At 75.4% G+C, this 13,195-nt stretch carries 10 protein-coding genes; 4 read left to right on the top strand and 6 right to left on the bottom strand.

Annotated features, from left to right (window positions below; genetic code table 11):
• Position 1 precedes the first annotated feature (1 nt).
• The 4 genes from K4B79_RS08345 to K4B79_RS08330 are packed head-to-tail and all read left to right on the top strand — an operon-like array spanning position 2 to position 4,076.
• The gene (locus K4B79_RS08345; protein ID WP_232025662.1) at positions 2-1,087 is read left to right on the top strand and encodes a Gfo/Idh/MocA family oxidoreductase; all 1,086 of its coding nucleotides are present in this window, start codon (positions 2-4) and stop codon (positions 1,085-1,087) included.
• A complete protein-coding gene (locus K4B79_RS08340) occupies positions 1,084-2,268 on the top strand; it encodes a cytochrome P450 (RefSeq protein WP_232025661.1) in 1,185 nt (394 codons plus the stop codon). Before K4B79_RS08345 ends, K4B79_RS08340 begins: the two co-directional genes overlap by 4 nt.
• The gene (locus tag K4B79_RS08335) at positions 2,265-3,038 is read left to right on the top strand and encodes a thioesterase II family protein (protein WP_232025660.1); all 774 of its coding nucleotides are present in this window, start codon (positions 2,265-2,267) and stop codon (positions 3,036-3,038) included. The genes K4B79_RS08340 and K4B79_RS08335 overlap by 4 nt, the downstream gene beginning before the upstream one ends.
• Positions 3,039-3,050: 12 nt before the next feature.
• Positions 3,051-4,076: a methyltransferase gene (locus K4B79_RS08330; protein ID WP_232025659.1), complete on the top strand. Its 1,026-nt coding sequence runs from the start codon at positions 3,051-3,053 to the stop codon at positions 4,074-4,076.
• A gap of 52 nt (positions 4,077-4,128) precedes the next feature.
• Here the strand turns inward: K4B79_RS08330 and K4B79_RS08325 are convergent, their stop codons facing one another.
• The 6 genes from K4B79_RS08325 to K4B79_RS08300 all read right to left on the bottom strand — a co-directional run bounded on the left by K4B79_RS08325 (position 4,129) and on the right by K4B79_RS08300 (position 13,191).
• On the bottom strand, positions 4,129-5,865 hold the full coding sequence (locus K4B79_RS08325) for an ABC transporter ATP-binding protein (RefSeq protein ID WP_232025658.1): 1,737 nt from the start codon (positions 5,863-5,865) through the stop codon (positions 4,129-4,131).
• Positions 5,862-7,664 carry an ABC transporter ATP-binding protein gene (locus tag K4B79_RS08320; RefSeq protein ID WP_232025657.1) on the bottom strand — a complete coding sequence of 601 codons (1,803 nt, stop codon included), beginning with the start codon at positions 7,662-7,664 and terminating at the stop codon, positions 5,862-5,864. The genes K4B79_RS08325 and K4B79_RS08320 overlap by 4 nt, the downstream gene beginning before the upstream one ends.
• A complete protein-coding gene (locus tag K4B79_RS08315) occupies positions 7,661-8,389 on the bottom strand; it encodes a class I SAM-dependent methyltransferase (RefSeq protein ID WP_232025656.1) in 729 nt (242 codons plus the stop codon). Before K4B79_RS08315 ends, K4B79_RS08320 begins: the two co-directional genes overlap by 4 nt.
• Positions 8,376-9,968 carry an MFS transporter gene (locus K4B79_RS08310; RefSeq protein ID WP_232025655.1) on the bottom strand — a complete coding sequence of 531 codons (1,593 nt, stop codon included), beginning with the start codon at positions 9,966-9,968 and terminating at the stop codon, positions 8,376-8,378. The genes K4B79_RS08315 and K4B79_RS08310 overlap by 14 nt, the downstream gene beginning before the upstream one ends.
• A gap of 91 nt (positions 9,969-10,059) precedes the next feature.
• Entirely contained in the window at positions 10,060-10,725 is a 666-nt protein-coding gene (locus tag K4B79_RS08305; protein ID WP_232025654.1) for a TetR/AcrR family transcriptional regulator, read from the bottom strand.
• Positions 10,726-10,740: 15 nt separating this feature from the next.
• Positions 10,741-13,191, bottom strand: coding sequence for an ABC transporter ATP-binding protein/permease (locus K4B79_RS08300; RefSeq protein WP_232025653.1), 2,451 nt, complete (start codon positions 13,189-13,191; stop codon positions 10,741-10,743).
• Positions 13,192-13,195: the final 4 nt, after the last annotated feature.

Here is a 13,195-nt window from a genome sequence, read left to right as displayed (position 1 = left end):
CGTGACCCGAGTCGTCGTCTGCGGCACCGGTTTCGGCCGCGTGTACCTCAGTGCCTTCCGGGATCCGGGGCCGGGCTTCCCGTTCCGGCTGACCGGGGTTCTCGGCCGCGGCAGCGCCCGCTCCAAGGCATGCGCGGAGCGCTACGGCGTCCCCCTGCTCACCGATCCCGACGAGGTGCCCCGCCATGCCGACCTGGCCTGTGTGGTGGTGCCCAACGGGGTCGGCGGCGGAGAGGGGGCCGCGCTCGCGCAACGGCTGATGGCGCACGGCACGCATGTGCTGCACGAGCATCCGATCCACCAGGTGGAGCTGGCCGCCTGTCTGCGCGCCGCCCGCCGCCACGGCGTGCAGTACCGGCTCAACACCTTCTATCCGCACCTGGCCCCGGTGCGCCGCTTCCTCGCGGCGGCCCGTCATCTGGCCGAGCGGCAGGAACTGCTGTACGCGGAGGGCGCGTGCGCGGTCCACGTGTCCTACGACCTGATCGACATCCTCGGCCAGGCACTGGGCGGGCTGCGCCCCTGGCAGCTGGGCGAACCGAGCGCCGACGGGGGCCCGTTCACCACTCTGGAGGGCCGGCTCGGCGGCATCCCCCTCACCTTGCGCGTCCTGAACCAGCTCGACCCTGAGGACCCCGACAACCACACCCACCTGCTGCACCGGGCCACCCTCGGCTTCACCGGCGGCACGCTGCTCCTGGCCGGGACGCACGGCCCGGTCCTGTGGAGCCCGGCGCTGCCCGCACCGCGCGGGGACGACGGCGAACTGGACTTCGACACCGAGGCGCACCGGCTGGTGCATCTGCCGAGCGTCCAGTCCGTCGGCCCCGCCGAGGCGCCCACGCACCGGGAGGTGTACACCGACGTGTGGCCGGACGGCGTACGCCGGGCCCTGCGCGCGATGGCGGCCGCGGCCGGAGCGGGCGAGGACCCGATGCGCGCGGGCCAGTACCACCTCACGCTCAGCCAGATCTGGCAGGACCTCACGGCCCGGCTCGGCTACCCGGACCTGGTACGCCGTCCCGCGCCGGAACCGGTCACCGCGCCCGACCTGGTCGCGGCGGTACGCGAGCGGGAGGGCCTGTGACCACCTCGGCGGCCGCGTCCGGCCCGTCCCCGCTCTCCCGTCCGTCCGCCGCTGCCGGCGCGTCGGCCGCCGCCCCGCCCGCCGCCTTCAACCCGCTCGACCTGAGCCACTCCGACGACCCCTACCCCCGGCTCGCCGCGCTGCGCCGCGAGCGTCCCGTGTCCACCCCGCTGCCCGGCTGGCACGTGGTGGTCCGCGACGCGGAGGTGCGGGCGGTGCTGGCGGACCCGGCCCTCTGGTCGAGCCGCCGCAACAACACCTCCGTACCGGACACCCCCGAAGCGGACCGGGAGCTGGCCCTCTCCCAGCTCGACCCGCCCGCGCACACCCGGCTGCGCCGGCTCCTCTCCCCTGCCTTCGCGCGGGCCGTGATGGCGGAGCTGGAACCCGTCGTACGACAGCGGGCAGAAGCGCTCGCGGACCGCTTGGAGCCGGACACCGACCTGGTCGACGCGTTCGCCGCGCCGCTGCCGCGATCGGTGCTGGCCGCCTTCTGCGGGGTCGAGGAGGCCGACGCGGCGGACTACGACCGCTGGGCCGGCGCCTTCACCGACCTGCTCGGTCAACGGGCGCACGCGGAGTGGCCCGCGTTCGAACGCTGGGCGCTGCGGGCCGCGGACGGCCCGGTCCTGAGCGGTGTTCTCGGTGGGCTGGACCGGACCGAGGCGGTGACGTTCCTGCACTTCCTGATCGTGGCCGGGGTGCCCAACCTCCGTCACGCGCTGGGGAATCTGGTGCTGCGGCTGCTGTGCGAGGACCACTGGCGGGCCGAGGGGCTGCCGGAGGCGATCGAGGAGTCGCTGCGCCTGGACCCGCCGGCGCTGTGGCAGATGCGTACCGCCACCCGCGACACGACCGTGGCCGGCACACCCGTGCGGGCCGGGGAACGCGTCGTCGCCGTCGTCGCCTCCGCCAACCGCGACGCGGCCCGCTGGGGTGCGGACGCCGACGCGTTCCGGCCCGACCGGCCGGGGGTACGCGCCCATCTGGCGTTCGGCAAGGGCCCGCACGCCTGTCTCGGCGCCTCCCTCACCCGGCTCCAACTACGGGTGGCCGCGGAGGTGTTGATCGACCGGTACCCGAGAACGCGGCTCGCCCCCGACTTCCGTTTCCGGCGCGCCGGCGACTTCATGAGCCGTGGCCCCGCCGCGCTCCCCGTCCACCTGGAGCGACTCCTGTGACCAGCTTTGCTTCCACCTGGCTGCGCCGCCCGCTGCCCCGACCGGCGGCGCGCGTGTCGCTGGTGTGCTGTCCGCACGCGGGCGGCAGCGCCGCCTTCTACACATCGTGGGCCCGTCTGCTGCCGCCGCACGTGGAGCTGGTCGCGGTCCAGTACCCGGGCCGTCAGGACCGGCTCACGGAGGCCGCCGCCGAGTCCATGGCCGACCTCGCGGGGGCCGTCGCCGACGCCCTGCGCGCCGACCGGCCGGAGCGGGACCACGTCCTGTTCGGGCACAGCATGGGCGCCTCGGTCGCCTGGGAGACCGCGTTGCGCCTGGAGTCCTCGGGCGTGGGCCCGCGGCACGTGGTCGTCTCCGGGCGGCCGGGGCCGCACCGCCAGCGCCCCGGCACGGTCCACCTGCGGGACGACGACGGCCTCGCCGCCGAACTGCTCCGCCTGGACGGCACCCATGCCGCCCTGCTCGACGACCCCGAGGTGCGGTCCGTGGTGCTGCCCGCGGTGCGGGCCGACTACCGCCTGATCGAGACCTACCGCCCGGACACCGCCGCCCGGCTGCGCTGCCCGCTCACCGCCCTCGCCGGGGACCGCGACGAGGAGGCGACGCCGCAGGACACCGCGGCCTGGCGGGACGCCACGTCCGGCGCGTTCGCCTACCGGGTGCTGCCCGGCGGTCACTTCTACCTGGTTCCGCAACGGGAGCGGGTCGTCGCGGCCGTCCTCGATGTCTGCGGTGCCTCCGCCCCCGCCGCGCATCCCGTACTCCCCTGAAGCTGGAGCGACATGACCACCCTTCCGCAAGCCGCCCCCTCGCGCGTCGACCTGAACGCGCTCGCCGACCTCGTCATGCCGTGGGCGATCAGGGTCGCGGCCACCCTGCGTCTGGCCGACCACATCGTGGCCGGGCACACGGCCCTGCCCGACCTCGCCCGGGCCGCGGGCGCCGACCCGGACGGGCTGCGCCGGCTGCTGCGCGTGCTCACCGGCCGCGGCGTCTTCGCCGAGCCGGCCGAGGACACGTACGCCCTCACGCCCGCGGCCGAACTCCTCAAGGACAGCGGCGCGTTCGGGCTGCGCGCCTGGTACGACCTGGACGGCATGGGCGGGCGCATGGACCAGGCCTTCGGGCGCCTGCTGGACACCGTGCGCACGGGAGAGCCCGCCTATCCGCTCGTGCACGGCCGGTCCCTGTGGGAGGACACCCTGGCGGACCCCGGACTCGCCCGCTCCTACGCCGACCTGATGGCCGCGCACACCCGGTTCGCGGCGCCGGAGGTCGTCGCCGCGTACGCCTGGCCCGAGCGCGGGCACGTGGTGGACGTCGGCGGCGGTTCCGGATCGCTGCTCACCCGGCTGCTCACGGCACGCCCCGGGCTGCGCGGCACGCTGCTGGACCTGCCGGAGGCGGCCGAGGAGGCCGGGCGGGCGCTGGCATCGGCCGGGCTGGCCGAGCGGGCCGCGGTGCATCCGGGCAGCTTCTTCGACCCGCTGCCCGCCGGAGGGGACCTGTATCTGCTCACCTGGGTGCTGCACGACTGGAGCGACGAGGAGGCCGAACGGATCCTGCGCCGGTGCGCCGAGGCGGCCGGCGAGGACGGCCGGATCCTCGTCGTGGAGAACCTGGTCACCGACGGCCGCCGCGCCGACGTGGCCGCGGCCATGGATCTACGGCTGCTGGTGCTGTTCGGCGGCCGTGAGCGGACGCCCGGACAACTGGACGACCTGGTGGCACGGGCCGGACTGCGGGTCGCCGGCCGTCAGGTCACCGGGACCGGTATCCACCTGGTGACCTGCGCGCCCGCCGGGTGACACGCAGACGGAAGGGCGGCACGGTGATTTACCGTGCCGCCCTTCCCGACGTCTACGGACGCGCCGCCAGACGCCACCCGCTCGCCCGCTCCCGCTCGGCCCAGAACGCCGCGTAGCGCCCGGCGAGCGCCATCAGCTCCTCGTGGGTGCCCTGCTCGACGATCCGCCCGCCCTCCAGGAAGGCGATCAGGTCGGCCTCCCGGATGGTGTCGAGCCGGTGGGCGACGACCAGCACGGTCCGGTCCGCGGTGAGCGCCGACACGGCCTGCTGCACCGCGGCCTCGTTCTCCGCGTCGAGCGCCGAGGTCGCCTCGTCCAGCAGCACGATCGGCGCCTGCTTGAGCAGGGCCCGCGCGAGGGAGATGCGCTGCCGTTCGCCGCCGGACAGGGCCGTGCCGCCCTCGCCGACGCGGGCGGCCCAGCCGTCCGGGAGCCGCTCGGCGATCTCGTCCACGCGGGCGAGCCGTCCGGCCTCGCGGACCTCCTCGTCGGTGGCGTCCTCGCGTCCGGCGCGGATGTTCTCCTCGATCGTGCCCGCGAAGAGGTACACGTCCTGGAAGACCATGGCGAGCCGCGCCATCAGCTGGTCCGTCGTCAGGTCCCGGACGTCCGTCCCGCCGACGCGGACCGTGCCCGCGCTCACGTCCCAGAAGCGGGCCAGCAGCCGGGTGACCGTGGTCTTGCCCGAGCCGGAGGGGCCGACCAGGGCCACGGTCCGCCCGGCGGGGACGCGCAGGTCGACTCCGTCGAGCACGGTGCGCCCGTCGCCGTAGTCGAAGCGGACGCCGTCGAGTTCCACGCCGTACTCCCGCGGGAGCGGCGCCGCGTTCTGCGGTTGTGGCAGCGGATCGGTGGCCAGCACCTCGTCCAGGCGCTCCAGGGTGCCGCGGGCGACGCGCAGGGAGCCGCCCAGCTCGGCCGCCGCGCCCATGGGTTCGACGAAGCGCACGGCCAGGACGAGGACGGCGATCAGCTCGCCGGCGGCGATCGATCCGTTGACCGCCAGGACCGTGCCGAGCAGCAGGACGCAGGTGAAGCAGAGCTGCACGGCGAGCGCGAAGCCCGCGACGCCCGGTACTCCGAGGCGGGTGGCGGCGCGGGCCTCGGCGCGCTGCTCGCGCAGGGCGGCGTCGAGGAGTTCGTGGTCCTCGGCCGTCCGTCCGAAGGCGCGCAGCGCCGGCTGGTGGCGGGCGAACTCCACCAGGCGGTCGGCGGTCTCCACGGCGGCGGCGTGGGACTGCCGGTCGACACGGGACATCAGCCGCCCGGACCAGCGGTACGCGGCGGCCGCGACCGGCGCCGCCACCAGCATGGCCAGGGCGAGCCGCCAGTCGAAGACGAACGTGGCCAGCACGACGACGGCGGGCGTGACGAAGGCGACGCACAGCGGCCGGAGCAGATTGGCGGCGGCGTTCATCACCTGGACGACGCCCTGTCCCGCCACCTGGCCGAGGGCGCCGGTGCGTTCGCCGCCGAACCAGCCGAGCGGCAGCGCGACGACATGGTCGCCGATGCGGTGGTGCAGCGTGCGTCCGAGGTCGGCGCTGAAGCGGTTGCCGCGCACGGCCGCGCCGAACGCGACGATCCCGTAGCCGGCCGTCGCGGCGGCGAGAGCGGCGACCCACGGCCAGGCCGCCTCCGGGTCGTCGCCGAGCAGCCGGGTCAGCAGCGGCACCAGCAGGGCGTACGCCACTCCCTGGAGGGCGGCGGCGACGGCCGCCCAGAGCAGGACGCGGCGCAGCCCCCGGGTCTGCTCGCGTCCCAGTACGCGTGTCAGCAGCGCGGTCATCGCGCGGCTCCCTTCTGCTGGAGGGCCCACAGACGGGCGTAGCGGCCGTCCAGGGCCACGAGCCGGTCGTGGGTGCCCTGTTCGGCGATGCGTCCGCCGTCCAGGACCACGATGTGGTCGGCGTCGCGGACGGTCGCGAGCCGGTGGGCGATGACCAGCAGGGTGCGGCCCGCGGCCAGCGCGGACAGGGCCTCCTGGACGGCCGCCTCGGACTCGGGGTCGGCGAAGGAGGTCGCCTCGTCCAGCACGAGGACGGGTGCGTCGGCGAGCAACGCCCGCGCGACGGACAGGCGTTGGGACTCGCCGCCGGAGAGCCGCGCGTCCTCGCCGATGACCGAGGCGTAACCCCGCGGCAGCGCGGTGATCCGCTCGTGGATGTGTGCGGCGCGCGCGGCCCGCTCCACGGCCGTGTCGTCGGCGTCCGGGCGGCCGAGCCGGATGTTGTCGCGGACCGTGGTGCGCAGCAGGTGGGGTTCCTGGAAGACGAAAGAGACCTGCCGGTACAGGTCGTTCGGGGCGATGTCCCGCACGTCCGTGCCGCCGATGCGTACCGTGCCGGCGGACGGGTCCCAGAAGCGGGGCACCAGCCGGGCGAGGGTGGACTTGCCCGATCCCGAGGCGCCGACCAGAGCGGTGACGGTGCCCGGCCGCAGGGTCAGGTCGATGCCGCTCAGGACGTCGGTGGTGCCGTCGTAGCTGAAGCCGACGCCGGTCATCTCGACGCGGCCGTCCGGCGCGGGTGCCGTCGGCTCGGACGCCTCGGGCAGGGTGGGGGCGGCCAGCAGCGCGTGGATCTCGCGGGCGCTCTGGAGGCCGCCCTGGACGGCATGCCCGGACTGGGCCAGTCCCATCACCGACCCGGTCAGGGCCGGGCCGAGCAGGACGAACGGCACGAGGTCGACGGCGTCGGTCCAGCCCCGGGTGACGAACAGGGTGCCCGCGACGGTGGCGACGAGCAGGGCGGCCGGGCCGGAGAGGGCGAGCGCGGCCGATGTGCTGGCCCGTGTCGTACTCATGATCCAGTCGCGGAAGAAGACGGAGAAGCTGTCGGCCGCGTCGTCGTAGGCGCGATGGGCGCGGGAGGTGCGGCCGTAGGCCTTGATCACCGCGATGCCCTGGACGAGTTCGACGACGGCCGCGTTCACGCCGCCCATGGCGCCGAAGAACTTTGCCGTCACCTCCTCCCCGCCGGACATGGCCCGCGTGAAGAAGTGGCCGCCGAGCAGGAGCGGGAGCAGGGCGACGAGGGCGAGCCGCCAGTCCACGGTGAACAGGTAGACCAGGGCGGTCAGCGGCACGACGATCGCCGCGGTGACCTCCAGCGCGGTGTGCGCGACGAGGTGGTGGAGCGTGGAGATGTTGTCGCCCGCCGCCTTCTTCACCTCGCCCGAGCTGTTCTCGGTGAACCAGCCCAGCGGCAGCCGCCCCAGGTGTCGGGCGATGCGGCGGCGCAGCCCGAGCTGGAGGTCGGCGTCGGCGAGATGGGTGAGAACGCCCGCGGTCGCGTACAGCACGAGGCGGGCCACCAGCGCGGCCACGGCGGTCCACGCCGCGGCCCAGGCGCGGCCCTCGTCCGGGCCGCCGGACGCCAGCAGGGCGCGGGCGAGTTCGGCGACCGCGATGAACGGGATCGTCGAGCAGACCGCGGCCGCCGCCTGGGCGACGACCGCGGCGATCAGGCGCCCGCGCACGGGGGCGAGCAGGTCGCCGAGGCCCGGCGGCGAGCCGGGGGCCTCGGGCGGCTGGGGGGCGGTGTCGGGGGTGCCCTCTCGCGTGTCCGCGAGGGCCGCGCCGGTCATGAGTGTTCCTCTCGGGTGGTGGTACGGAATACCGCGAAGTCGGGGGCGAGCCGCGTGCACCGGAGTCCGGCGGCCCCGGCCTCCTCGGCGAGGAGGTCGATGCCGATCCCCGACCAGGGCAGCGGTACGGCGTGTTCGCGGACGACCCGCTGCCCCTCGCGTACGCGGTAGGTGAGGGTCCAGCCGTCGTCGGCGCCCTCGCTCCACGACTCGTAGGTCAGCGCGCCCACGCGCCGCGTCGCCAGCCGCAGCGGCGCCCGGGTCGGGGGCGCGGTGCGGTCCAGGACGTCGACGACGGCGGGCGCTCCGGGCGCCAGCCGCTGGCTCAACTCCCGCCACAGGGCGGCCCGTTCGGCGGGAAGGAGATGTCCTACGACGCCGAGGGCGACGGCCGCGCACAGGCGGGGCGGCAGTCGCGCGTCGTGGACCGTGCCCGCGGTGACGGTGACGCGGTCGGCGAGCGCGGGCCGGCAGGCGAGGCGGGTGGACAGCGCGATGCGCATCCCGGCGGACGGCTCCATCGCCAGCACCCGCGCGCCGGGGACGGCGTCGGCGGCGGCCTCGGTGGACAGCCCGGTGCCCGCGCCGAGGTCGAGCAGGGGCCCGTGCTGCGGGTCGACGCCGTCCAGCGCCTTGCGGAGCAGGGGGCCGAGCCGGGCCCAGGCCGGTGCGGCGAGCAGGTCGTAGAACTCGGCGGCCGGGCCGTAGACGTCAGGCGGGGACATCGGCCGGCTCCTTCGCGGTCAGCTGATCCCGGTCGCGGATGAGGGTCCAGGAGGCGACGGCGGCGAGGAGGCTGACCACGGCCGCGGTGAGGCAGATCGTGGCCAGGCCGCCGGTGAGCGCGGAGCGGGCCGCGTCCAGGACGGGTTCGCGGGCCGCGGCGGGCAGGACGCGTTCGAGCTGCCCGAACTGCCCGGCGGCGACGGCGTCCCGGACCTGCTGCCGCGTTCCCTCCGGGACGCCGAGCGCCGCGAGCCTGGTGTCGTCCAGGTCGTGGTCGATGCGGGTGCTGAACACGGCGCCGAAGGCGGCCACTCCGGTCGCCGTGCCGAGCGGGAAGAAGGTGTTGGTCATCCCGGACGCCATTCCGGCCCGCTCCGGGGGCACGACCCCGACGGCGATGCCCATCAGCGGCGGGAAGGCGATCGCCCCGCCGATGCCGAGGAGCACCAGGCCGGGCAGCATCACCAGCCAGGAGTCGTCGGGGCCGACCCGCGCCATGGTGAGCAGCGCGACCGCGGTGATCCCGGTGCCCAGGGCCATCACCCCGCGCGTCGGCATCAGTTTCAGGAACAGCCCGCTGAAGGGGGCGACCAGCATGATGAAGGCCGTCATCGCCAGCAGCCGCAGGCCGGTGCCGAGCGGGCTGTGGCCGAGCATGCCCGACAGCCACAGGATCAGGTACGGCAGCACGCCGAAGCTGACGACGCGGCAGACGAAGCTGAGGACGATCGCGCCGGTGAACGACGGCACCCGCAGCAGCCGTACGTCGAACATCGCCGCGTCCCGGCGCCGGGTCTCCCAGCCCGCGAACGCGGCGACGAGCAGCGCCCCGGCCACCAGGGGCAGCAGGGCGGAGGCGGAGGTCCAGCCGTCCTCGGGTCCGGTCACCAGGCCGTAGTTGAGGCCGAGCAGCGCACCCGCGGCGAGCAGCAGCCCGACGAGGTCGAACCGGCCCTCGGGGCGGGGCAGTTCGCGGGTGCGGTCGGCGGGCACGCGCAGCACGGTGCCGACCAGGATGAGGACGCCGACCGGCAGGTTGACGTAGAAGATCCACCGCCAGTCGAGCCCCTCCACGACGGCGCCGCCGACGACCGGCCCGAGGGCGGCCGCGGCGCCGCCGGCCGCGGAGAACATCCCGATGGCCGACTGGCGGCGCCGTCCCTCGTAGGCCCCGGCTATCAGGGCGAGCGCGGTCGACATCACCATCGCGCCGCCCAGTCCCTGCACGGCGCGGCAGGCGATCAGCGTCCCGACGCCGGGCGCGGCGCCGCAGCCCGCCGACGCGGCGGTGAAGACGGCGACGCCGACCAGGAACATGCTCCGTCGGCCGATCCGGTCGGACAGGGCTCCGGCGGGCAGCAGGAGCGCGGCGAAGGTCAGGGTGTAGGCGTTCACCACCCATTGGAGGCCGGTCAGTCCGGCGTCCAGGTCGGCGGCGACCTCGGGCAGGGCGACGTTGACGACGGTGATGTCCAGCGTCATCAGTACGGCGGCCAGTGACGTCGTGGCGAGCAGCCATCCGCTGCCGGCCGGGGAGTCGGCCTCGGCGGCCGGTTCCCGGTGTACGTCCTGGGTCATGGGCAAACCCCTTGCAGACATGGATATACGGCGTATACATGCGGGCGGAGAACCGGTCGGGTGCCGTGCGCGAGGCACGGGCCCTTGGGTCTCAGTCCGTCAGCAGGCCCCGCAGAAGGGCCCTCAGGCCGGGCACGAACGCGTCCTCCGCCGCCGCCTGGCGCGGCGGGCGGGCCAGCATGCGGGCCAGCCGGGGATGGTCGGTCGCCGGGACTCGGGTCATCAGCTCGGCCCGGGCGGGGCGGCCCTCGGGCCGCAACGCGGGCAGATACGACAGATGCCCGAAGGTGTACCACCACAGCGCCCAATAGGCGTCGGCCGCCCGCTCGTCGCCGAGCCCGGCCTCCTCCAGCAGGGCCAGCACATGTTCGACGAACCGGGAGGCGCGCGGCCCGAACAGCTCGCCGGCCTTGAGGACTTCGGTCACCCACGGCTCGGCCGTCAGATGGTCGTGCAGGGCGCGGAAGGCCAGCACCAGCCGGTCCGAGGGCGTTCCCTCGCGGTCCGGGATCACCAGGTGCTCGGCCACGTCGTCCAGCATCGCCACCAGCAGCTCGCGCTTGTCGCCGACGTGCCGGTACAACGCCATGGCCGTCACACCGAGTTCGGCCGCGACCCGGCGCAGCGTCACCGCCGACAGCCCTTCGTCGCGGGCCACCCGCCGTCCGGCGGCCACGACGCTCGCCCGGTTCAGCGGGGCGCGGCGCTTCCCGGTCGCGGGGCGCGTTCCGTCGCTGTCGGTCGTCGGGCTCGGCATACCGCCACCTTAAGGTCACCGTGTCAGATCCTTTCCGGCGGGCCGCGTCCGGTGGGGCATCGCCGCCACCAGGGCGCGGGTCACGTCGTGCTCGGGCCGGCTCAGCACCCGGCCCGCCGGTCCCGTCTCGCGGATCCGGCCCTCGTGCAGCACCGCCACGCGGCCTCCGAGGCGGGCGGCGACCGACAGGTCGTGCGTGACCATGACGACGGCGATCCCCCACCGGTCCCGCAGGCCGGCGATCAGCTCGGTGACCGCGGCCGCCACCGAGGGATCCAGGGCGCTGGTCACCTCGTCGCAGAGCAGCACCTCGGGGTTCGCGGCCAGCGCCCGGGCCAGTGCCACCCGCTGCCGCTGCCCGCCCGACAGGGCCCCGGGGAGCCGTCCGCCCAGCCGCGGGTCCAGGCCCACCTGTGCGAGCAGCCGCTCCACTTCGGCCGGTTGCCGCGCCGCCGGTATGTCGGGGCGGAACACGAGAGGGCGGCCGACGATCGCGGCCACGGTGTGGCGGGGGTTGAGCGAGGCGTACGGGTCCTGGGGGACGAGCTGGACCCGGCGGCGCTGTCCGGACCGGCGGTCGCGCACGTCCGGGGCGAGCGGCTCGCCGTGCAGGTGGATCCCGCCGCCGGTGGGGACGTCGAGCCCGGCGAGGCAGCGCAGCAGGGTCGTCTTGCCGCAGCCGGAGGGGCCGACGACGGACAGACAGTCTCCCGGGTCGAGGGCGAGGGACACGCCGTCGAGTACCGGTCTCCCGCGGAGGAGTGAGAGGCCGGAGGCGCGGAGCAGGCTCCCCACGGGGTCACCGGCGTCCGGCCGGGCGGGGCCGGCCGCGTGCGCGTGTTCCGTCGCCGGGTCCGTCAGCACGGCCTGCGCCGGCCCGTGGTCGACCACCCGCCCGTTCTCCATGACGGCCACCCGGTCGGCCACGGTGGCGACCGAGGCGAGGTCGTGCGAGACGAGCAGGACCGCCGTGTCCGTCTCGTGCCGCAGCCGGGTCAGGTCGGCGAGGAACGCGGCGGCGGTGACGGTGTCGAGGGCGCTGGTGGGTTCGTCGAGGACGAGCAGCCGGGGTTGTGCGGCGAGGGCCACCGCCAGTGCGGCCCGCTGCCGCTGACCGCCGGACAGCTGGTGCGGCAGGCGGTGGACGATCTCCTGCGGCCGGTCGAGCCCCGCGAGCCGCACGGCGCGTTCCATCCGCTCCGGCCACTGCTCCCTCGGCACGCGGCGGGCCCGGAGCACCTCGCGGATCTGGGTGGCGACCCGCAGGTGCGGGGTGAGCGCGGTGCGCGGATCCTGGGCGACGTACCCGCACACGGAGGCGCGCAGCCGCCGCAGCCGGCGCTCGTCCAGCGTCATGGGGTCGTGCCCGTCGAGCCGTACGGCGCCTCCCGTGTGCCGCAGCCCCGGGGCGACGTGCCCCAGCGCGGCGAGCACGAGCGTGGTCTTGCCGCTGCCCGACTCCCCCACCACGGCGAGGAGTTCGCCCGGCGCGAGGTCGAGGTCGACGCCGTCGAGCACGGGGTGTCCCGCACCGCTCTCGACGCGCAGTCCGCGCACGGCCAGCAGGCCGCCCGGCGGTGCCTCGGAGAAGCTCGCCGCGGCCTTGCGCCGACGGCCGACGGCTCTGACCTCCGGGCCGGGGAACGCCGCGTCGAGCAGCAGGTTCGTGGCGAGCAGCAGGACCAGGAGCAGGACGGCCGGGGCGAGGACCGCGAGAGGCTGCAGGGTGAGGCCGTCGCGGTTCTCCAGGACCATCAACCCCCAGTCGGCGGCGGGTGGTTGGGCGCCGTAGCCGAGGAACGCGGCGGTGGCCACGACAGTGATCGCACCGAGGAAGCGCACCCCCGCGTCGGCGGCGAGCACCGGGGCGAGGTTGGGCAGCACCTCGCGCCCCAGCAGGCTCGCCGTGCGCTCGCCCCGGGCGACGGCGACTTCCACGTAGTCCTGGGAGAGGATGCGCAGGGTCGCGGCCCGGACCACGCGGATGCTCTCCGGCAGCAGGACGAGCCCGGCGGCCAGGGCGACGCCCGCCGTGCCCCGTCCGGTGGCCACGACCACCACGCTCAGCAGGAGGAAGGCGGGCAGCCCTAGCAGGACGTCGGCCAGGCGCAGGATCAGGGTGTCGGTCCATCCCTTGCGGTAGGCGGCGGCCATTCCGGCGACCGCGCCCAGGGCGCACACCGCGGCCGTGACCGCGAGTGCGTTCAGCAGCAGGGAACGGCCGCCGGACAGCACCCGGCTGAGCACGTCGGAGCCCAACCGGTCGGTTCCCAGAGGGGCTCGGCCGCTGCCGGGCGCGTACGGGATGTCCACGGGTTCGGTCACGGCGTGCTGCGCGAACAGCGGTCCGAGCAGGGCGACGGCGGCGACCAGCACCAGGACGGCCAGTGCGGCCCGTCCACGCCGGCGCCGCCGCTCCGGCCGGCCGGCCTCGGGGACGGCCACGGACGGCGTGCGTTCGGACATCAGG

Origin of the sequence: Streptomyces lincolnensis (genome assembly GCF_021173675.1) — a bacterium.
GTDB lineage: Bacteria > Actinomycetota > Actinomycetes > Streptomycetales > Streptomycetaceae > Streptomyces > Streptomyces lincolnensis_B.
The sequence above is the reverse complement of the archived record's forward strand: the minus strand, read 5'-3'. Positions and strand labels throughout refer to the sequence as shown.

Bases quoted from the DNA above. Each gene is read 5' to 3' on its own strand.
- K4B79_RS08330 (WP_232025659.1), top strand. From the start codon at position 3,051: ATGACCACCCTTCCGCAAGCCGCCCCCTCGCGCGTCGACCTGAACGCG.
- K4B79_RS08325 (WP_232025658.1), bottom strand. From the start codon at position 5,865: ATGACCGCGCTGCTGACACGCGTACTGGGACGCGAGCAGACCCGGGGG.
- K4B79_RS08320 (WP_232025657.1), bottom strand. From the start codon at position 7,664: ATGACCGGCGCGGCCCTCGCGGACACGCGAGAGGGCACCCCCGACACC.
- K4B79_RS08315 (WP_232025656.1), bottom strand. From the start codon at position 8,389: ATGTCCCCGCCTGACGTCTACGGCCCGGCCGCCGAGTTCTACGACCTG.
- K4B79_RS08310 (WP_232025655.1), bottom strand. From the start codon at position 9,968: ATGACCCAGGACGTACACCGGGAACCGGCCGCCGAGGCCGACTCCCCG.
- K4B79_RS08305 (WP_232025654.1), bottom strand. From the start codon at position 10,725: ATGCCGAGCCCGACGACCGACAGCGACGGAACGCGCCCCGCGACCGGG.
- K4B79_RS08300 (WP_232025653.1), bottom strand. From the start codon at position 13,191: ATGTCCGAACGCACGCCGTCCGTGGCCGTCCCCGAGGCCGGCCGGCCG.